Consider the following 20,735-nt stretch of genomic DNA (forward strand, 5'->3'; position numbering starts at 1 on the left):
GGTATCTACCCTCTACTCATATGAGGCTAGGGCGCACGATGGACGGTTCTGATGCTGTACGAAGTTCAACCCCACGACGACTGATTTTTCGGCAGTGCATTGTGCGGATCGAAAACGTCGAGACGATCTGTTGCGTCCAAATTCTCTGTGTACAGAACGAGATTCTTGCCGTTAGGTGTTAGTCGTGATTTGAAGAGGATGCCTTTGGCGCCGCTCGAGACGACCTCATCGCCGATGATCCAACTTGGTGGCTCGATCCGTTCATTGAACCAGCAGTGGCGCCAATCGCAATAAAAATCCTCCCACAAAGGAGACCACTTGCCACTCTCGTATCCGCCGGTGAAATCGACAATAGGGGCGGCCGTGAGGCTGTAGCTAACCAGCGTCCCTGGTGGCATCAAGGACGAGAGTTGCTGATACTCTCTGACGGCAGTGTCGTGATCCAATCCCAGATAAAGCGCGTTGAGTCCGACACGATTCGCGCGACCGCCATGCGTTCCTGCTCCAGCGCCGCTCATCGGCGCGACTGCCCACTTTGGGACGAGCATCCGATATACGGTCACGTCGGACAGGTTCGCAAAAATCATCCCGCCGCGCCCGCTTCGAGGGATGCAACAAAACGGATGATATCGTCGGCCCGACCTTCGGACACCAATTGTTCGGCGGTTTTATAGTCGAACACCGGGAGGGGTTCGTTTCGGTACCAAAAAAGCGCCCTCGAGACGTCGCCTGCAAGATCAGTCGCGGCGCGGATCACCCTTAGGGCGTCACGAAGAAACCGTTGTACGCTTTCGGACGCAGGTTGCCTGCTGATCGTATTGCGGTGCACGTGCGCTTGCTGCGCCAGGGTTTGCAAGTCAATATGCAAAGCCTCGCCGAATCGACGGGCCGACACAATTGGTGCGGGGTCGTCTGGGTCACGCAACGACGCCATAAATCGATCAAAGCCGATGTCTGCGCCGGGAACAGTTGCATCTGCATTTAAGTTCATAGCATCGCCTTGTGCACTAATTATGCACAAGACTAGCACAACATCCGGTGTTTCGTTGCTTCAGAAAACAAGCGACGCGCATGTGACGGCCTTGAACCAGAAAACCAAGTAGGATTGTCTACGCGCGGCTTGTGGACTTTTGGAGTCGAGACACCACCGTACAGTGCGCGATTCTTTGGTTTGCTCGGCATTCGTTGATGGCGAGCAGAGGTCGAACCGGACTATACCAAACACGCAGCTGCCCTTCAAATTGCAGTCAAGCGCTCATCTCGACACGAAGCAAAAAATGCCGAACCGAGAGTGAACTCCAGTAAAATTATACCTTTTACAAGGCTAACTGGCCTAATGTGGGATTGCTCACACTTTGTTTCAATTTGTTGCATTTAGCTGGGAAGCCCGCCAGGTGTGAGTTCGTGGCGGGTTAGGGTGAGGCCGCGCGTTTCAACATGGTTAAGACTTCGAACCAGAGTCCGTTAAAGGATTTAACAGATTAAGGAGCGCACACCATGAAGATCAACTCCAGCGACGTCCCTGCAGCACTTCAGACCAACCCACTGCGCATGGCCGCCAAGAGCAAGGTGCAAAGCGCGGGCGCGGTGCAGCAAGCCATCGCAGCCGATGCAACAAGCTCGTCGGTGAGCTTGTCGTCCTTATCGGATATGAGCGCGACGGGCGCGTCGGACATCGACACGGCAAAGGTCGAATCGATCAAGGCCGCACTTCGCGACGGCACCTATAGGATCGAGTCGGGCAATATCGCTAGCGGTATGCTGAGCAGCGCTAGCGAACTGATGAAGACGCAGTCGCGTTGATGGAAGCTCGTCTGAGCGAGCGATTTCCGTTGTTAAGCGAGGGCGTTCGCCAGGGATGTCGTTTTCATGCTCGTTGGGATGTTTGAGCAAATCCAAGGCTGCTAATACCAATTATCAGCCTTGGACAAATACCGAATCTACTGTTTGCATGAGTGTTTTGAGGGAAAAGCATGCACGATCCCGTTCAAGATGCGGCATGCAGGCGATGTCGGCGTCGGGAACGCCCAAGGGGCCACAAATCTCTTAATGGTTACATAAGCTCTTGCGCCCGGCCGACGGGCGCGAGTGTGGGCTTTCGCCATTTCTCCGGGAACACGAAGATGGGGAGGGTGGAGTCGGACAACCCGAGGCAGTGTTAGCGCAATATTTGGCCGCGTCGCGCACGGGCGACCTCGGCACGCCCCCGGTCGCCCGCTTTGAATAAAACTGTCGGTCAAAGCTAAACGGCAATGGTCTGGGTGCCAGACGAACGGCTGTAGGAACCATTCCCCGGGCTGGCCGAAAGACGAAAACATCAAGTGCGAGTGCTCCCTTTGATTAATCTTCAAGCCCACTGCAAAACCGCCGTTAACACGCCAAACGCTTCGTAAAAGTAATCGTCATCGTAACCGCGCGGCCGTCCATCGACATAAAGCGGCTACATTCTTTTTACTAACACGGGGACTAGGTCAATGCAACGGTGGAAACTAAGCGCGCGACTGTGGATAGCACTGGCGATCATGTGCGCGGGGGTACTCGCCATAGGAACATGGGGCGCCTTCAAGACTCGCGACACGCTGATCACACTGCGCCAGGCGGAACTGCGCACAGTGGTGGGAACAGCCTATTCAATCGTCGAACGATACGGCGCGCTTGCGGAATCAGGCAAGATCTCGCTCGCCGATGCCAAGCACAACGCCGCCGAAGATTTGCGCGTCATGCGCTATCAGGGCGCAGGGGGCTATCTCGTGATCCTTGACCCGCATGCCACGGTCTTAATGCATGCGGTTCGGCCGGAAATGGAAGGCAAGGACATGAGCAACTTCAAGGACCCCGACGGACATCGGGTCTTCCAGGAAGGCGCCGATCTGGCCGAGCAGCAAGGCGAGGGGTTCATGGGACTGAAGTTTCCCAAACCCGTCACCAACGAAATCGCACCGAAGACGAACTACGTAAGGCTATACAAACCTTGGCACTGGACCCTGGTTACGGGCGTATTCACCGATGACATTGATCACGCGTTCTACAGTACCCTTGCGCAATACGTGGGCGCGGCCGTCGCGCTGTGTCTGGTCGTGTCGATTCTTATGGGCGTAATCATCCGCGGCATACAGAAGCAACTGGGCGGCGAGCCGGACTACGCGGCGCACGTCGCCACGCGCATCGCGGATGGCGATCTCAATGTCCAGGTGAACACACATCCCGGTGATACGTCCAGCATGCTCGCCGCAATGAAACGCATGCAGGCGCAGCTATCGGTCGCCATCTCGCAGATTCGTGTGGGTGCCACGGCGATCACGGCAGCATCCAAGGAAATAGCCGCGGGCAATGCGGACCTGTCCCGCCGCACTGAAGACCAAGCCAGCGCGCTCGGCGAAACGGCGTCGAGCATGGAGCAGCTCACCGCGACGGTCAAGCAGAACGCAAGCAACGCGAAGCAGGCCAGCACGCTCGCGCTCGATGCATCGCAAACAGCCGCGCGCGGCGGCGACGTAGTCAGTCAGGTAGTCGATACGATGAATGGCATTTCACTGTCGTCGGGCAAGATCGGCGACATCATCGGCGTGATCGAAGGAATCGCGTTCCAGACGAATATCCTGGCATTGAACGCAGCGGTTGAAGCGGCTCGGGCAGGCGAAGAAGGGCGGGGCTTCGCGGTCGTCGCGGGCGAAGTGCGCAGTCTTGCGCAACGCAGCGCGGCAGCGGCGAAAGAGATCAAGACGCTTATCGATGAATCCAGCGCGAAGGTGGTCGATGGCTCGCAACTGGTTGAGCGCGCCGGCGTCACGATGGCCGACGTGGTCCGGCATATCAAGCAGGTTGCGCTCATCATGGCCGAGATCAGCGAAGCCTCGTCGGAGCAGAGCGCGGGCATCGAACAGGTGAACATTGCGGTGGCAAGCATGGACCAGACGACGCAGCAGAACGCCGCGCTGGTCGAGGAAGCGAGCGCCTCCGCCGACGTCCTGCGCACCCAGACGGCGCAGCTTGAAACTGCGATCGCGGTATTTTCGGTGCATTGAACGCACGTAGTGCTGCGAAACGTAGCCGGCGTGATGCTGGCTGCTTCGCTAAGCAAGCCTTGTCGGCAACAAGTCTCTGAAAACGATCGAACATGCGGTTTTTGTCTTTGTTCGACTATGTCGCTTTTTTGGCCTCTTTTGAATTTCGAGTGAGCGGGTTTGCGGGTCAAGGGACGGGATCGAACTCTGCCCGGAATGCCGATGGAGGAGTTTCAGACCGTGGCACGTTGGTTCCATCGACGCCATGTGTACGAACACAACGGCGGCGAAGTTGACGAACGCTACTTGAAGGAAAGCGGCGACACGACAGTCCGGTTGAAGCAACACATTCACGAAACGCAAGAAGAAGCGCACGCGTTGATTGGTTCGATGGTCAAGATGGCCCGCAATGTGCACCGGGGCTTCCACGAGTTCGTGGAGCCAGTAGACGAACCAATCAAAGCGTTGAAGGACAAGGAAGCCCGCATGGCAGCGTATCGGTAAGTGAATAGTCAGGCCTTGCGGAGGCATAATAAAGCGTAAACGGCCTGCTGTTCGAGGACTGCTGGACACGGCTGTAGGGGCGAAGGCTTTGCGAGCCGATATTGAAGCCGAAGAACTGCTGCGTGCGGTTGCAAATCTATGTCGGAGCCGGGTGACGAAAAGCTTGCCTACGCCCGCAAGATGGTAGATCTGCTCGTGGACGGCCTGCGCCCCGGAGGGAGTCCGTGCACGGAAAGTCAGACAGGAAAATCGGCCCTTCGCTGACCAAAAAGTATTCCCGTGATTGGACAAAGCCGGTCATTGGCCGGAGGGAGACAAGCTGTGGGAGCGCACGACCCGTGGCGAAGCCATCGGGCAGATCACCTTCACGATGGCCTCGCGTCATGGCGTCAAGGCGCGCACGGTGCGCCAGCATCTGTGGATGCAGCGTGTGGAGTTACCCGCAGGCCGAGGCAAGTGCGTCGCGGCCACCTGTCTGGTCGCACGCGAGTTCGACGCTCCTGCGGGCGTCAAGCCGATCGAATGGGACTTGCTGACCAACCGCGGGGCGACTACGTTGGAGGGGGCGATCGGATTGATCGACTGGTATCGAGCGCGCTGGGAAATCGAGATGTTGTGCAACATCTTGATGAATGCTTGCCGCGTCGAGGCGCTTCAGTTCGGTTCGATCAAACAACTCGAGCGCGCACTGGCGCTGTTCCTGGTAGAAGCTTGGCGCGTGGCCTATCTGATGCGCCTGGGACGCACTTGCCCCGATCTGGATGCGCATCTGTTCTTTGATCCCGACAAAATTCGCAGTGCCTACCTGCTCACGAAAGTGCGCCGCCCGGCCCAGCCGAAGCTCAACGAAGTCTTGCGATTGATCGCACGCCTGGGCGGATTCCTCGGGCGCAAGGGCGACGGCGAACCCGGTGCGAAAACCATCTGGCTCGGACTCAGAGAAGTTCATATCGCCGCAAAAACATTGCGCTTGTTACGCGACGACCGCGACAGTTGTGTATAACGCGATACATTGTACGGTCTCTCCCCGACAATCGATTAGACTGAATATTCCACGCCAAAGTGAACACGAATTCCACGGCAAAGTTAATGCCGATTCCACGGCAAAAAGAACAGGGTTTCCACGCCATCGCGAACAAGAATTCAGGGTGGCGGCGACGCGGGTCAACGGTGGCACGATCGACAGTTTTGTCGGGAGTGCCGAATGGCAAATGTCAGGTTGACCATGCGCAAAATCAGGGAAGTGCTGCGGTTGCATTTCGAGTGTGACCGCAATCGAAGGGAGATCGCCGACGCGGTCGGTGCCTCGACGACGACGGTGTGGCATTACCTGCGCCGCACGCGGCTGGCAGGGCTGAGCTGGCCGCTGCCATCGGAACTGCTGACAGACGACGTGGCGCTCGAGGCAAGGCTGTATCCGCCGCCGGCGCGGCGCGAGCCAACGCGCGGCATGCCGGACTGGCCGACCGTGCATCGCGAGATCGGCAGGAAAGGCGTCACGCTCGATCTGCTGTGGCAGGAATATAAGGCTCAGCATCCGGACGGCTGCGGCTACAGTTGGTTCTGCAAGGCTTACCAGGAATGGGCGCAGCGGCTTCCGGTCACGATGCGGCAAACGCACGTGCCGGGCCAGAAGCTGTTCGTCGACTATAGCGGCAAGAAGCTCGGCATCATCAACCCGGACACCGGAGAAATCCGCGAGGCCGAGCTGTTCGTCGCTGCGCTCGGCGTGTCCGGGCTTACGTTTGCGGAGCTCACCTGGACTCAGCAGCTTCCAGACTGGATCGGCTCGCACGTGCGCGCCTTCGCGTTCTATGACGGCCTGGTCGAGATTCTGGTGCCCGACAAATTAAAATCGGGCGTCCACAAGCCGGGGTTTTACGATCCGGATATCAATCCAACCTACCAGGAAATGGCCAGGCATTACTCCGTGGCTGTGATCCCGGCTCGCAGTAAAAAACCGAGGGACAAGCCGAAAGCAGAGCTGTCGGTCCTCCTGGTGCAGAGATGGGTCCTCGCCCGCCTGCGCAACCAACGCTTCTTCAGCCTGGGCGAGGCCAACCGGGCGGTCGCCGCGTTGCTGGGCGATCTGAACAACCGGCCCTTCAAGAAGCTGCCTGGCTCACGCCGTAGCGTCTTCGACGAAATCGATCGCCCAGCACTCAGGCCGTTGCCCGAGCAGCCCTATCAGTACGCGGAGTGGAAGGTCGCGCGTATCGGGCCGGACTATCACGTCGAGCTTGATCAGCACTATTACTCGGTGCCGTATCGCTACGCGCGCGAGCAGGTCGACGTGCGCCACACGACCAACACCGTCGAGATCTTCCATCGCGGTCAACGCATTGCCGCTCACGGCAAAAGCGCTCGCCGTCGCTACCACACCACGATCGACACACACATGCCGCCGGAACACCTGGCGGTCGCCAAGGGCTGGGATCCGGAGCGGCTGCGCAACTGGGCCGCCGACATCGGCCCGCATACGGCGGCCGTCATCCAGCACCTGCTGGGTGCCCGCAAGCACCCCCAGCAGTCGTATCGCACCTGCCTGGGTGTACTGCGCATGGGCAAGGACTACGGGCGCGACCGGCTCGAAGCTGCCTGCCGCCGCGCTATCGATCTGAAAGCGCCGAACTACAAGTTCATTGATTCGACGCTGAAGAACGGCCTGGACCGAGAGCCCGAATCCAATACCAGGCAGGCCGACCTACCGCTTGTGCATGCCAATGTGCGCGGGCCTTCGTACTACCACTGAAACTGAAAGGGAGTCTATATGCTGCATCATCCCACTGTCGACAAACTGCACGCGCTGCACCTGTCCGGCATGGCAGCGGCGCTTGCCGAACAACAGTCCCAGGACGGAATTGACCGGCTGGGCTTTGAAGAACGTCTGGGGCTGCTGGTCGAGCGTGAATCCAGTGAACGTGACTCGCGACAAACGGCGGCCCGGCTGCGCCGGGCCAGACTGAAGATGCCCGACGCGTCGCCCGAGGACATCGACTATCGCACCGCCCGCGGCCTGGACCGGGCGCTCACCGCCCGACTGCTGACCGGTGAGTGGCTTCGGGAAAGGCAGAACCTCATCCTGGTTGCCCCGACTGGGCTCGGCAAGAGTTGGTTGGGTTGCGCCTTCGCCATCCAGGCGTGCCGGCAAGGGTTCTCCGCCTACTATCTGCGCGTGCCGAAACTGAACGAGGAACTGGCGATCGCACATGGCAGCGGGCGCTACGCGCGATGGCTCGCACAACTCGCCAAGACGGATCTCGTGATTCTCGACGATCTGGCAATGGCGCCGCTGACCGATTCCGCGCGGCGCGATCTGCTTGAGGTTCTTGACGACCGTTACGGGCACCGTTCCACGCTCGCTACCTCCCAGATTCCGGTGGACCACTGGCATGACGCGATCGGCGAACCCACCGTCGCCGACGCGATCCTTGACCGGCTGGTGCACAACGCTCATCGCATCACGCTCGAGGGCGAATCGCTGCGCAAGACGCGCAGCCGATTGACCGCGAAGCCGCAGTCCGAGTAAAAAGGTAAAGGTCCCGCGTCGCTACGCTCCGTTTGTTCGCGATGGCGTGGAATCCTTGTTCGCTTTGCCGTGGAATTACGATTCACTTTGCCCTGGAATGGCTGTTCTCTTTGCGTGGAATACGCAATTAGACCGTGGCGATGACGTGCAAACAAGTTTAGTGGCCCGCTTCTTTCGCCGTGAGCGAATTCGTGACCGACTTTACACCCGGCGTCGCAGCAGCGATTTCGGTTGCCTTTTTTATTTGTCCGTCGTCCGGTGCGTTACCATCAAGTGTCACGATTCCCTTTCGCGAAACTACGCGCACATCAGAACTATCGAAATTTTTCTCATTATCGAAAGCCTTCTGAACAGCCTCCTCAAGCTTAAAATCTGCTTTGATCACAGCCGTCTTCCGTGCGAACGCACTTTGTTGGGCGAAGGATACGCCAGCTGTGCTCATGGCGCCAATGCCTATAAGCGTGGCCGTAGCTAGGACAGTTGCTCTATGTGAAAAGGTGGTTTTCATATCGGAGAATATCCTCAATTATCGAGAGTTTTTCTAGTTTGTCCGAGACATCTAGAAACCGGCAAGAAGTCGCGTTCATCCTATCTTGACTTAGCATTCGTTTGCTTTTCCGACATCGAAATTGGAGAGGAAACGTTTTTAGTCGCCTGTACGGTCCTTTCGAAGTACGCGCAGTTGATGAGTGAGAGGAGTCTGCGATGTTCGGCCACCCGAAAATTCGCGGCTTTCAACATCGTTGCCCACTTGATAACTTTCCACACGATCATTGTGTAGCTCCTCTCAACAGCACAGAGTCGAGTACAAAAAACTAGCCACAGCGAGTCTTTGCTGGTCACATCATTCTGCATTTGCCGCAGCCTCGATTATCTTTGCCACAGCGCGCGGCTGGGACATGTAGACAACATGGCTGGAATCGATCTCGGTCGTAATCGAATGTGAGCGCTTATACATTGCACGTTCCAAATCGGGATTGATAGCCCGATCCTGAGTCGCAACAATCGCGTAACTGGGCTTATCTTTCCACGCCGGCGCTGAAATCGCCTCGGTGATCGCTTTCACCGAAGGCGGCACCTGGGAGACTGCCATTAGGTCTGTTTGCGCGTGCGGCAAATCAGCAGCGAAGTCGTCGTGAAATTTGTCGACAGGAATGAAAAGAAAACCATCCTTCGAAGGTGCTATATCGTTGGAAGCTGCAGGCTTGCTTGCAAGAAGTTGTCCGGCGCTTTCGCCAACATCGGGCTGAAGCGCAGCCACATACACCAAGCTTTTCACGTGCGTGTTATTGCCCGCTTCCGTAATGATCGCGCCACCATAGCTGTGTCCTACGAGCACGGCGGGTCCGTCGAGTTGGTCCAGGATTCGATCAGTCGCGGCGACATCGTCGCCGAGTGAGGTTTCAGGCGGCTGAACGATAGCGACGTGATAGCCGTCTTTGCGCAGGATATCGGCCACTTTGTTCCAGCCCGATCCATCGACGAAAGCTCCGTGAACCAAGACGACATTCTTGACGGCATCCGCAGGCGTTGCTTGTGCGTTAGTCAATCCAAGCATAACGAAAATGGAGGCGGCGGTTCGGGTGAGACTCTTGACCATTGTCTTTCCTGTGTTGTAAATGATGATTAACGTGAACTTGTCTTATGGTGGACGATCGTATTTTCATACGATGCTAGGCGTTGGTACGAAAGTCGGTCACTAGTGATCAATATGAACGAGCGGTGCCGAAGCTTGCGGCCCGTAAAAACGTGTTGACAGAAGGACAAAAAAATCAAACGGCCATGAAAACTTTGAAAAACCAATGTAAAGCGATCGAAGGTCTGCGAAGCAGTCGGTAGGACACCTGCTGACGGCACGAATTCTATCTGAGACGCCAAGCAGCGGAACGACGCCAAACCCTCATTTTGAGTCATCCGCATCGATGCGTTTGGGTATAGCTCTTTTAGGCATGCCTGATAGCACGTGCTGTTATGTGAAAAGCGATTATTCAACGCGTCTTTTGGTTAGTCTCTAGTCCACTGCGTCATTGACTTGGCACCGGTCGAATTGGACGAGAAGGATCGTCATATTTCCATTTGATTGGTTTCTGGTTTTGATTGTGCTCGCGAATATGACGCATCAGTTTGCGATCTAGATCCTTCACCGAAGTGAAGACGCCGCGAGCGATCACATCACGCTGAATGCGTGAGAACCAGTTTTCCACCTGGTTAAGCCACGAAGAGTAAGTCGGCGTGAAGTGCAAGCGTACGTTGCGATGCGCGGTGAGAAAGTCGACCACCCGCTGCGTCTTGTGGCTGCTTACGTTATCGCAGATCACGTGGATTTCCCGACGTTTGGGCTGGCTGGCGACGACGTCAGTCAGAAAGGCCACAAACTGCTCGCTGGTGTGGCGCGACGCCGTCTTGCCCAGCACCTCGCCGGTCGCCGTATTGAACGCGGCGAACAGGCTGAGTGTCCCGTTGCGTTTGTATTCGAAGCCATGGCTCTCGGCGCGTCCCGGCGACAGCGGCAGCATCCGGTCCTTACGCTCAAGTGCCTGGATCGCGGTCTTTTCATCCACGCAGAACACCGCCGCGTGCGCCGGCGGGTTCAGATACAGCCCGATCACGTCGGCCGCCTTGGTCTCGAAGTCCGGGTCGTTGGAGACCATGTGTCGTTCCAAGCGCTGCGGCTTGATGCCGTGTTTACGCCAGATGCGCTGCACGGCCGAGACCGACACGTCGCCCAGTTCTGCTGCGAGCTTGTAGCTGCTCCAGTGTGTCGAACCGTCGGATGGTTTGTGCTTGAGGGTGCGGCTGAGTACCCGCGCTTCCAACTTGGCAGGCGGCTGCACAGGAGCGCGCCCGGGGTGGCGAGCGTACATGCCGGCCAGTCGCTCGTTGAGGAAGCGCCCCGACCAACGTGCGATGAAACGTGAGTCGCAGCCCAGTGCGCTCATGATCCCGTCGCGCGATTCACCGTCCTCGAGCATCAAGATCAGTTTTGCACGTCGCACGTCCGCCGCGCGCACCGTTCGGCTGCGTGCTGCTGAAAGTAATTGCGCACGTTCGGTATCAGTCAGATTCATTTTTCCCATGCGTAAATTCCAACGTAGATGGGGTGCCAAGTCAATGACGCATTGGACTAGGGGTTGGAATCGGAATCGGGATCGGGTTCGAGTTTGGTGCAGAGTTTCGTTACGAAGTCGGCTGAAGGATCGTTTAGGTTTCGTCGATTTAGGGTGTCTCAAGCCGCGGCGTAAACCAGTCCCGCGAATTTACGTTAGCAACCTTTCCAAAAGGATGCGTGCAGTCATAGAAGAATCACTAACTTGCTTTCACTGATGTTTCTGCCGGGAATGACGGCATGCTTGTTTGGTCGACTATCTGTAACGCCATCGAAGCGCAAAAATACCTGTGACGTCAGAGACTGCAGTCTTGTGCTTTTACCTCAACAACTGATGAGTCAACGATAACAAGCGATCATCACTAGAGAATCGCGGGCGCAACCAACGGAATTGCATGCTCTTGCTCGATCTGTTCCGCTCGTATCATCGCTCCCGCATTTTTAGGCGTCAAGCGATAGCTTCGGGGCCGATACACCCGCTCTCCCGGAGAAATAATAAGCCCGCTCAACGCACAAGTTCCACCCCTAGGCGCACGAGTAACTCGCCATATCTGATCTCGATACCGGCATGACCCAGGATCGCACCAATCTATGATTGCTGTGCTGTTCGTGGGGCGTTCGAGTACTTTCACTAGAGCCTGCGGTCCGCGGTTCGCTGTTGCGACAGCGCAGCTTTCGCTGAGATGCCATCCCCGATCCATCGCACGTATCTGTTGCTGCACAGCGCAATCATTCGATCTGATATGCAGACCCCGGACAATGCTTGCCCAAGCTGACAATTCTAGTGGGAGTTTCAATGTCGAATCCTGTCAATCAAGGGTCTTGATCAAGTATCGGCGCGCCGCTCGATTCACTGGCCCTTGCGCGAACGACTTCTGAGAACCTGGGGTGCAAAGCCAAACGAGCGGACGAAAGAACGCCGCATTCTTTCGCTATCACCAAAGCCAGTGTCCCGAACAATTTTTTGAATGGTCGTCGTGCTGTGTTCTACAAGGTGGCGGGCGACCTCTAGTCGCATTTTTTCAATTGCCTTCGCGGGCGACTCCCCCGTGGTAGCACGAAAAAGTCGTGAAAATTGCCTTGGGCTGAGCTTCGCAGCGTCGGCAAGGGAAGCTACCGTTAATGGTTTCCCAAGGTTTTGTCTAGCATATCGAAGCGATTCCTCGATACGATCGGAGCCAGAGTAGAGATCCGGACCAATAGTGATCTGTGGTTGATTGCCCGACCGCCGGTGATCCAGGACCATTACTTTTGCCACCGATTTCGCCAACTCTTGTCCAAGATCCTGTTCAACCATGGACAAAGCGAGATCCATACCGGACGTGACGCCCGCTGAGGTCCAGATTTGGCCGTCTCGCGTAAATATTCTTTCAGGCACTACCTTCGCGTTGGGAAAACGCCGCGACAACTCAGCGGCCATGGCCCAATGCGTTGTGGCTTGTCTGCCATCGAGCAGGCCAGCTTCTCCAAGCGTGAACGCGCCTACGCATGTCGAAGCGATTCGGCGTGACGAAATTAACGAGTCCTTCAGGAACGCCAGGGTAGCCGGGGTCGCTGGCTGAAAATCGATGGCCGCGCTAACAATGATTGTGTCAAACGGGCCGTCGCCGAATCGATTTGTGAGCATATCGGTGCCAAATGATGTTCGTACCCGTCCATCTTCAGATAAGAGGCACACATCATAGTGCTGTTGACCCATCATGGCATTCGCGAACTCGAATACCGACAACACGCTCAGGCTAAGCACCTGTAAGTTCGCGGTTACTACTAAAGCAATTCGCTGCATTGAATCCTCATCGGTTCGATTGGGCCGTATCTTACAAACCTAAAATCCGAGACGGAGGACGATAACCCCTCTTTTTGAGTCAAAACAAGATTGTTCTTTGCGTTATTCAGCAGACGGTTGTAGCCCGCATACCCATCCTTTCTTAAATAGACTCGAGTTTTGTCAGTGTCATTCGCCGTTATGTAAGCATTTCAACCACGCGTGATTCGCATACGCGCAGCTTTATCTTCAACGAGGGTGCCATGAAAACCGGCTACACCGACTCTGAGTTCGCTAAGGAAAGAGACGGCCTAAGCTCCTGATCCGTTGGGGTCATCCGTCCAAAACAAGCCAGGCGCATACAGCAACACCGTGAACTCGGCGATTGTTTGTTGCCTCGTGCGGCGAAATCGCATCCGTTCCGTAGATCCAGAACAGGCGCAAGCAAGGGGCTTAGACAGTAACAATCAATCGGCCCATGTGTTGATTTCGTTCCAACGTGCGATGCGCCTCAACAATATTGTCGAACTCGAAACGTTGTGCAATGACCGTCTTCAGTTTGCCGGATGTGAGGCCATCGATAATGAATTCTACTGCCTCCTTTTGCAACAAAGGCGTCGTGGTCGTGTCGAACAGGTTGTATCCATGAATCGTAATCCGCTTCGCAAGCACCGAAAGCATCGGAAGCGGCGTAACCTCTTCGCTAAGGGCGCCGTAGACTAGGATCGTGCCCCTGGGAGCGGTCGCTTCAACCAGCTTTGCGAAGTTCGGACCGCCAACCGGATCGAACACTAGTTCCGCACCCTTTCCTTCGGTGATGCGAGCCACTTCCTGAACCAAGTCCTGTTCACCCGTTACGATTACATGCGCCGCGCCAACCTCTATCAATGCGTCTCGCTTGTCGCGCGTGCGGGTGAGCGCAACCGGCCTAGCGCCAAGTGCATTTGCGACTTGAATCGCACCGATTCCGACGCCGCTGGAAGCCGCTGGAATCAATACGGTTTGTCCGGCGGACAGGCGATTGTTTTCGGTGAACGCCGCATACGGTGTGATGAATACGTTCCAAATTGCCACTGCATCTTCGAAGGCAATCGGCGCCGTGTGCTTGACGACCGCGTGCGCCGGGGCGAGGACCAGTTCCCCATACATGCCGTAGTCGTTCATCGAAAAGGATGGAACGGTACTGACGACGTTACCAGGCTCCACATGCGTGACATTCGTTCCTACCGCATCGACTACTCCAGATATCTCGTAGCCCAGGCGTGCAGGAAGGATAACGGGCTCGACATAGACGCCGGCGCGCCACATGGCCTCGGCCCGATTGAGGCCAATAGCTTTGACTTGGATACGCACTTCGTCGGCGCCCGGCACCGCGACAGGAACATCATGTATCTCGAGAACCTCGGGTCCACCAAAACGGGAAAAACTGACCACGCGTGACAAACGTACACCTCGATAAGTAGCAAATTGGGCAGACGCTGATCGCCGCTGAACAACACGTTGGTCGTCCAAGGCGCAGCTTGCGGCTCGATAGTGACCGAATTCGATAGGAAGATAAATCGATGTCATCGCCAACACTTGCCTGTATTTACCAACAATTGGCGATCACTATGCGCGTCGACCGTAGGTATCTAGCGAAGCACTGCCAATGGGAACTAGATATTTGTTCCTGAAATGGACGAAGACCCGTGTATTCGACGTGGTCTGCTGGCTTTGCGGCCAATCGCACCCGAAGTGCCGCGGCTGTCGAGAAACGGTCTCAATACAGAGACAAGCGAGCCATGTGTGAGTTGCACGCACCGCGAAATCGGGAACTCACGCTACGCCAAGCCCTTGCTTTAGCAGGGCTCCGGAGAGGCTCTAATGAACGCGCCGATCACCGGCGTCATGACCGTGCCGACCACCGGCATGTTGACGCGTAGCGATCTTTGTGGCGTCGAGGTTGTCATCGCCAGTTCTGTTTCTACGGCTCCGATTTCCTCTGCAATGAACATTGCATCGCCTCGCAAATAGTTCCTCTTCGAGGGGGCGAAATGCTGCAAGTGTTTCGATGAAAGGACTAAATATTTAGCCGCGCTTGAAGTCGCGATATCGCTTTGCCTATCGCAGATGACAAGAGGCCATCTTGCGTCGGCCTCAGTGCACTTCGTGTCTCGGCCGCGCGTACGAAAACATTGAGTGCGCCGGTTCGGTACATCGCACCGGCAGTCACACCATTCACTTCGTTACGCGCTGATTTTTTGAACCTAGGATATGTCTTAAGTAAGCCCAACACGCCGTCCCAAGTCGGCGCCTCGCTGCAGCATTGGATAACTTGCGCTCGCGGATCGCATCGTCGATGGTGGGAGAGTGTGGCTACCGATAAGCAGATGATTTGCGTACGCAAATTGTAAATGAAACAGGTTAGTACCACCAACGGTAAGTCAAGTTCGGGAGTGGGTCGGACGATGTCGGCAGAAGCACTAATGCAAGAACAAGGTGGTTTGCTAGCGCGCGCCTTCGCACACGAAAATGCTGTTGAACCTGTTGGTTAGCAACAGCAAGCCATTGCTAACCTTTTTGGTTCGCTCGTTTAATATCGTACAGCGCCTTAGGCACCGGTGATCATATCGTTGAACTGCGTGACGAATGCGGCCTCGTTTGGCCCGGCGTTATTGCGCATGGGTCTAGCGATCTCAACAACGGCCTCATCTGCGTCTTTGCTGAGTTCGTGCATTGTTTGTTCGATGAACGGAGCGAGCGGCATCGCCCTCGGTTCGTTCTTGCTATCCAGCAGATCGGTTTGAACCCAAGGCGGCGCAATCTCGATGACACGCACTGACGTGTCTTTGAGCCGGTAACGCAGCGATTGTGTGTACGAATGGATAGCTGCTTTTGTCGACGAATAGACTCCGGTAATCGCCATCGGCACAAACCCAAGTACGGACGATACATTGATAATCGTCGCGTCGTTTTGCAGTTTTAGATGTTCGACGAGCGCACCTGTTAAGCGGATCGGTCCCATCAAATTGGTGGTCAGCGTCGATACCATCATCGCGTCATCGATGGGGCGACTCAGATCGTCGATATGCATCACCCCCGCGTTGTTAAGCAATACGTTCAGCGATGGCCACTTGGCGAGAATTTGTTCTGCCGCCAAAGAGATGCTCTGCGGATCGGTGATATCGAGTTCGACCGCCTCCATTCCGGGATTCGCGGCGATCGTTTCGTTGAGATTAGCGCGGCGTCGTCCCGCGATAATGACTTGGTTGCCAAGTCGATGGAACGCTTCGGCAAGGCCTCGGCCGATGCCAGATCCGCCGCCAGTGATGAGTATAGTGTTGCCAGTTGTTTTCATGGATTTTCTCAGTGTGGAATTACATCGACGATGTCATACGAATGCTTGCTTTCGAAATGATGTCTATCACAGTAGAAGTTGAGAACGCGCCTGAGCCAAATGCGAAATCGTGAGGCCCAAACGGCTGCTTCGCATAGAAAATTGCGTATGGCGAGGCATTGTACGAATCAAGTTCGTGCCAGACCAAGTCAACGGCAACCTCATGCTAGGAGAGATTCGCTTATAAATTCGACCATTTCCGTCTGCGAGAACAAGGTTTCAAACTTTGAAAGTTCGCTTTCCTCTTCTAAACAGATTACATCGGCAAGGTAAGCGAGAGAGCAATAGGTCCGGGATGGGCGAGACGGTAGCCTACAGACACCTCTGATACCTAACGCGCTTCGCACGAAGTCTGGGACGCCTACACGTCCACTGTTGCAACTGCCGGGCCTTGTTTGAAAGGCGGCAAGTTGCGCGAGTTTTGCGCGGCCCATTCGAACTCGAACGACAGAGGCAAGCCGCATATGACCAGGCAAAAATTCGAGCTATCCCGCCGCTTGACCTATCAAATCGGCGACTGCCTGTGGGTGAGACAGCATTGGCAGATGGCTGGACGCCACGGTAAGGACTGTCGCGCTCATCCGGGCCGACATTTTCTGTTGAAGCTCCGGATGGATAGTGCGGTCTTCGCTAGCAAGCAGATACCAGCTCGGCTTTTCCCTCCAGGCCGGGGAAGTTATTTCAGCGCCAAGCGCGGCACCCGCCAATGGATTTTGCGTTGCGAAGATCAGGGCGCGCTCTTCTTCTGCAAGGTCTTGGGCGAACACCTCATCGACGCCTTCGCGAGTCAGCTTATAAAAGCCGTTTGCGTCAGGGCGCACAACCTCGAGTAATCGGGTAGAAGGTCCGCCCGCGCCGAGCGATCCTGCTGATTCGCCGGTATCGGGTGCGAACGCGGCGACGTACACAAGCCCCGCAACGTTTGGCTCGGAGCCTGCCTCCGTTATGACCGCTCCGCCATATGAATGGCCGACCAACAATACTGGCCCGTCGATCAGCGCAATCGCTCGCTTTACCGTTGCCACATCGTCTGCAAGTGATGTCAGGGCGAGTGAGACTGCGGTACCGCCGAGGCCCGCTGCTTCGGTGAGTGGCAGAACCCTTTCCCAAGCTGAAGAATTAGCCCATGCGCCGTGAACAAAGAGAATATTCGATACCCTCGCCATATTAATGGTCCTTTCTTTCAAGTCAGCAACGCGCTGTGTGTGCAATTTTAGACAAGTTTTGCGTCCTCGCGACCATCATAATGCGTCGATCTTCCCACCTTTTAAGTCGTCAGGCATTCGGTGCCGGTTGCTAAGCAGCGGGAAATCTACAATGGTCGAACGCTTGGCACTTTCCTGCCTTTAAGACAGGATTACGCACACGTAATTCGAGGCAGTGATTAGTGTTAAGCGTTTACTTAGGGTAACTTGGAGGCAACTGCAACGCCCGAACGATCAACTTTTCAATCGAGGAAGTTTTATGTATAACGTTTCTGTACTGTCATCTCGCGATTGGATCGCACTAATCAACCAACCATCATTAGATTCGTTCGCAATGCGGTTTTCGAAAGACGTGGCGCTCGAAGCATCTGTACTCAAAACGCCGATAATTGGCACCCAAGACATCCGGCGGTTCTTCGATGCGACTCGGAGAATGTACGAGTCGATTGCGTTTGTGCATGAGGCCTGCACTGACTCTCACACTTATCTTGCGTGGGAAGGTATCTATGCCGGCCATCCGGTCGCTGGCGTCACAGTTCTCGGCCGCAACGCTAGCGGCGTCATCAGCCACATTGGGCTGCACCACCGCCCCTTTGCGCAAGTTGTTGCTTTTTCAGCTGGCCTCGAAGCGATTCTATCGCCTAGCTAATTCGATCCATATCCATTGCCTGTGCGGACAAACCATCTGACGCTTCATAAGCCAAACACCGCGCACTCGTCAGATTCGCCGAGTGCGTGGTATGCAACTGCATCGCTTCAACTGCCGATATTCGATCGCATGTAGCCCATTACGTTTCAAGCAACTCTTTTAACGTCGACTCGCGTGTGCGGAACGTCATGATCACGAGCAGGCTGAGAGCAGCGAGTATGCCGCCGAAGCGCATGGTTGACGCAATGCTCAGGTGGTCGACCACCACACCGCCGCCGAGCGAGCCCACCGCAATAGCGATTTGCACGATACTGACGAACATCGATGAACCTGCTTCTGGGCGATCTGGTGATGTCAATTGCATCCACACGCTCAGACAGAGCGGTATTGCGCCATACACAACGCCCCACACCATGACCGTCGCAATCACGCCGATGTGCGATGCCTGCAACAACGGAAGCGCGAACAACGCGATCATCACGAGCGCACCCAGCACGAACAGTGAAGCCTTCAAATGGCGCGTGACGAATGCCGAAATCGCGAAGTTCGAGACGAATCCCACGATGCCAAATCCCAGCAGCACGGCAGTGATTCCTTGGCCGCCGAGCGACGCATTGCGCTCGAGAAAGGGCGCGATATACGTGTACGCCGCGAAGTGCGCGCCAAAGAGCAAGCCAACCATCAACAGGCTGCGTCGAACGTTTGAACGTGAGAGCATCGCGCGGAAATCGCTAGTTCGCATCGCGGCCTTCGGGGGGATCGAAGGCAATAATACGGCTTGGGCGGCCAACGCCAGGGCCGCGAGGATCGCGGTGGCGAAGAACGATATACGCCATGAAGTCATATCGGCGATCAACGTGCCGAGCGGCACGCCGATCACAGTGGCCAGCGTGATTCCCATGAAAATGGTTGCGCTCGCCCGGGCGGCTTGGTTTTCCGGGACCAACTGTCCCGACGCGCCCAGTGCGACGGTCCAGAAGCCGCCGAGACTCGCGCCGAGCAACGCACGGCCGATCAGCATGACAGCAAAACTCGGAGCGATAGCCGAGATCAAGTTTGAGGCCAGCAGCAGGGCGGCCAGTGCCAACAAAATCAACCGCCGATTGATGCGGCCGGCAGCGAGCAGCAGGACGGGTGCGGAAATCGCGGCGATGATGCCTGGCGTCGTCGTCATGAGGCCCGCCGTACCCGGAGTGACGCCGAGTTCACGCGCGATCTGCGGCAAGATGCCGACCGGCATGTATTCCGTCGCGACAAATGCAAAAGAACCCACCGCGACCGACAAAACGGCCAACCACGAATTCTGGCTCGACGCCGGCTCGACAGAAGTCCGGAGCACGTCCTCTGCGACAAGCGGCGGACTGGTAGACGAGTTGGCAAATTGATTGGCATCCATGATGTTCTCCGTTTCAAATAAATAATGTGTCAACGGTGCGTTGGACAGATCACAAACCAACCGTCGAACAAAACTGCTTCTAAAACGGAGAGTAGGCGGTTCAGTGGGGAAAGTGCGTCCCCTTAGAGACGACACGGGATCGCGATACCGGCAAACCCTTGCCCAGAGGCCCTGACCGACGGTCGCATCGATGTATGATCGAGGCGCACCGTTTTTAGGCGCACCTAAACAAGCCAATCCGAATATAGGTTGCTCATGGACAAGTTTCAGGCGATGCGAGCTTTTGTACGTGTAGTTGAAACGGGAACGTTCACAAGGGCTTCGGAAACACTCGACATTCCGAAGCCTACGGTCACACGACTCATTCAGACGCTCGAAGCGGATCTCGACACCAAGTTGCTCAACCGCACGACCCGTAAAGTCAGTCCGACCACTGACGGCATCGCTTACTACGAACGAGCCGTGCGCTTACTTAACGAGCTGCAAGAGGTCGAAGGCGTCATGACTCGGGCGAAAAGCAATCCGCGCGGCCGGTTGCGCGTAGATTTCCCTGTCCCGATAGGTCTAGGACTCATCATTCCCGCGTTACCTGATTTCGTCGCCCGTTACCCTGATATCAAACTGGATTTTGGCATCAGCGATCGGCCGCTCGACCTGATGGCCGAAAACATCGACTGCGTTGTACGAACAGGAAAAGTCTTGGATCAATCCTTGGTCGCAAGAAGGCTCGGAGATGTACGTCAGGTGCTTTGCGCGACCCCGGATTACTGGCTGAAACACGGGCGTCCCAAACATCCGTCTGGACTTGAGCACGGGCACGACGTGATCCAGATGGTTGCGGCTCAAACGGGACGGGCTTTCCCTATTGTGGTCAAGAGAAATGAGGAGGCGGTCGAAGTGATACCCGAGCGCACACTGACCGCCAACGATTCGACTGCATGCCTAGCGATGGGATTGGCGGGGCTGGGCGTTGTGCATGCGCTAACGTTCTTGAGCCGTATTCACATCGATAGCGGCGCATTGGAACCTGCTTTCGCCGATTGGTGGGCTGATCCCATTTCCGTCTTTGTCGTCTATCCGCCAAACCGGCATCTCAGCGCCAAGGTCCGAGTGTTTGTCGATTGGTTAGTCGAATTGTTTCTAAGCAGCGACACGGCGAACAAACCCGTTCTGCGCCAATGAAAAAGCTTTGATTGTTCCA

Annotated in this window: 19 protein-coding genes and 1 pseudogene; 9 read left to right on the forward strand and 11 right to left on the reverse strand. The window is 56.1% G+C overall.

Annotation, left to right across the window (positions count from 1 at the left end):
* Positions 1-65: 65 nt before the first annotated feature.
* Together AXG89_RS23535 and AXG89_RS23540 are read right to left on the reverse strand one after the other, a co-directional pair.
* Positions 66-587, reverse strand: a complete 522-nt coding sequence (locus tag AXG89_RS23535; RefSeq protein ID WP_062172842.1) for an RES family NAD+ phosphorylase — start codon at positions 585-587, stop codon at positions 66-68.
* Entirely contained in the window at positions 584-991 is a 408-nt protein-coding gene (locus tag AXG89_RS23540; RefSeq protein ID WP_062172844.1) for a DUF2384 domain-containing protein, read from the reverse strand. The genes AXG89_RS23535 and AXG89_RS23540 overlap by 4 nt, the downstream gene beginning before the upstream one ends.
* A 506-nt stretch (positions 992-1,497) precedes the next feature.
* On the opposite strand from AXG89_RS23540, the gene flgM reads away from it, so the two are divergent.
* The 6 genes and pseudogenes from flgM to istB all read left to right on the forward strand — a co-directional run bounded on the left by flgM (position 1,498) and on the right by istB (position 8,037).
* A complete protein-coding gene (gene flgM / locus AXG89_RS23545; protein WP_062172847.1) occupies positions 1,498-1,803 on the forward strand; it encodes a flagellar biosynthesis anti-sigma factor FlgM in 306 nt (101 codons plus the stop codon).
* 671 nt (positions 1,804-2,474) lie between these two features.
* Positions 2,475-4,025 carry a methyl-accepting chemotaxis protein gene (locus tag AXG89_RS23550; RefSeq protein WP_062172849.1) on the forward strand — a complete coding sequence of 517 codons (1,551 nt, stop codon included), beginning with the start codon at positions 2,475-2,477 and terminating at the stop codon, positions 4,023-4,025.
* A 219-nt stretch (positions 4,026-4,244) separates the two neighbouring features.
* Positions 4,245-4,508, forward strand: coding sequence for a hypothetical protein (locus AXG89_RS23555; RefSeq protein WP_162916116.1), 264 nt, complete (start codon positions 4,245-4,247; stop codon positions 4,506-4,508).
* A 304-nt stretch (positions 4,509-4,812) separates the two neighbouring features.
* A pseudogene (locus AXG89_RS23560) lies at positions 4,813-5,511 on the forward strand (IS4 family transposase); the annotation flags it as partial.
* Between the two features lie 201 nt (positions 5,512-5,712).
* Positions 5,713-7,260 (forward strand): IS21 family transposase, encoded by a 1,548-nt coding sequence (gene istA / locus AXG89_RS23565; RefSeq protein WP_082771583.1) that lies wholly within the window; start codon positions 5,713-5,715, stop codon positions 7,258-7,260.
* A gap of 18 nt (positions 7,261-7,278) precedes the next feature.
* A complete protein-coding gene (istB, locus tag AXG89_RS23570) occupies positions 7,279-8,037 on the forward strand; it encodes an IS21-like element helper ATPase IstB (RefSeq protein ID WP_062172854.1) in 759 nt (252 codons plus the stop codon).
* 157 nt (positions 8,038-8,194) lie between these two features.
* Here istB and AXG89_RS23575 read toward each other — a convergent pair whose 3' ends face one another.
* From AXG89_RS23575 to AXG89_RS23605, 6 genes are all read right to left on the reverse strand, one after another.
* On the reverse strand, positions 8,195-8,545 hold the full coding sequence (locus tag AXG89_RS23575; protein ID WP_082771584.1) for a BON domain-containing protein: 351 nt from the start codon (positions 8,543-8,545) through the stop codon (positions 8,195-8,197).
* A gap of 336 nt (positions 8,546-8,881) precedes the next feature.
* Positions 8,882-9,637 carry an alpha/beta fold hydrolase gene (locus AXG89_RS23585; RefSeq protein WP_062172859.1) on the reverse strand — a complete coding sequence of 252 codons (756 nt, stop codon included), beginning with the start codon at positions 9,635-9,637 and terminating at the stop codon, positions 8,882-8,884.
* Between the two features lie 424 nt (positions 9,638-10,061).
* A complete protein-coding gene (locus AXG89_RS23590) occupies positions 10,062-11,114 on the reverse strand; it encodes an IS630 family transposase (RefSeq protein ID WP_062172861.1) in 1,053 nt (350 codons plus the stop codon).
* Positions 11,115-11,505: 391 nt separating this feature from the next.
* Positions 11,506-11,844 carry a DUF3331 domain-containing protein gene (locus tag AXG89_RS44750; protein WP_082771585.1) on the reverse strand — a complete coding sequence of 113 codons (339 nt, stop codon included), beginning with the start codon at positions 11,842-11,844 and terminating at the stop codon, positions 11,506-11,508.
* Between the two features lie 149 nt (positions 11,845-11,993).
* Positions 11,994-12,929: a GlxA family transcriptional regulator gene (locus tag AXG89_RS23600; protein ID WP_062172863.1), complete on the reverse strand. Its 936-nt coding sequence runs from the start codon at positions 12,927-12,929 to the stop codon at positions 11,994-11,996.
* A gap of 432 nt (positions 12,930-13,361) precedes the next feature.
* Positions 13,362-14,351, reverse strand: a complete 990-nt coding sequence (locus AXG89_RS23605; protein WP_062172865.1) for a zinc-dependent alcohol dehydrogenase family protein — start codon at positions 14,349-14,351, stop codon at positions 13,362-13,364.
* A 420-nt stretch (positions 14,352-14,771) separates the two neighbouring features.
* Here AXG89_RS23605 and AXG89_RS42305 point away from each other — a divergent pair, with 420 nt between their 5' ends.
* Complete coding sequence (locus AXG89_RS42305) at positions 14,772-14,921, forward strand: hypothetical protein (protein ID WP_162916118.1); 150 nt, start codon at positions 14,772-14,774, stop codon at positions 14,919-14,921.
* Between the two features lie 577 nt (positions 14,922-15,498).
* Here AXG89_RS42305 and AXG89_RS23610 read toward each other — a convergent pair.
* Positions 15,499-16,245, reverse strand: coding sequence for an SDR family oxidoreductase (locus AXG89_RS23610; protein WP_062172867.1), 747 nt, complete (start codon positions 16,243-16,245; stop codon positions 15,499-15,501).
* Between the two features lie 524 nt (positions 16,246-16,769).
* Positions 16,770-17,450 (reverse strand): alpha/beta hydrolase, encoded by a 681-nt coding sequence (locus AXG89_RS23615; RefSeq protein WP_062172869.1) that lies wholly within the window; start codon positions 17,448-17,450, stop codon positions 16,770-16,772.
* A 298-nt stretch (positions 17,451-17,748) separates the two neighbouring features.
* Between AXG89_RS23615 and AXG89_RS23620 the strand changes: the two genes are divergently transcribed.
* Positions 17,749-18,138 carry a hypothetical protein gene (locus AXG89_RS23620; RefSeq protein WP_062172871.1) on the forward strand — a complete coding sequence of 130 codons (390 nt, stop codon included), beginning with the start codon at positions 17,749-17,751 and terminating at the stop codon, positions 18,136-18,138.
* A 139-nt stretch (positions 18,139-18,277) separates the two neighbouring features.
* Here the strand turns inward: AXG89_RS23620 and AXG89_RS23625 are convergent, their stop codons facing one another.
* Positions 18,278-19,534, reverse strand: coding sequence for an MFS transporter (locus AXG89_RS23625; protein ID WP_062172873.1), 1,257 nt, complete (start codon positions 19,532-19,534; stop codon positions 18,278-18,280).
* Positions 19,535-19,789: 255 nt separating this feature from the next.
* Between AXG89_RS23625 and AXG89_RS23630 the strand changes: the two genes are divergently transcribed.
* Positions 19,790-20,716 carry a LysR family transcriptional regulator gene (locus tag AXG89_RS23630; RefSeq protein WP_062172876.1) on the forward strand — a complete coding sequence of 309 codons (927 nt, stop codon included), beginning with the start codon at positions 19,790-19,792 and terminating at the stop codon, positions 20,714-20,716.
* The last annotated feature ends 19 nt before the right edge of the window (positions 20,717-20,735 follow it).

This window comes from Burkholderia sp. PAMC 26561 (genome assembly GCF_001557535.2).
GTDB lineage: Bacteria > Pseudomonadota > Gammaproteobacteria > Burkholderiales > Burkholderiaceae > Caballeronia.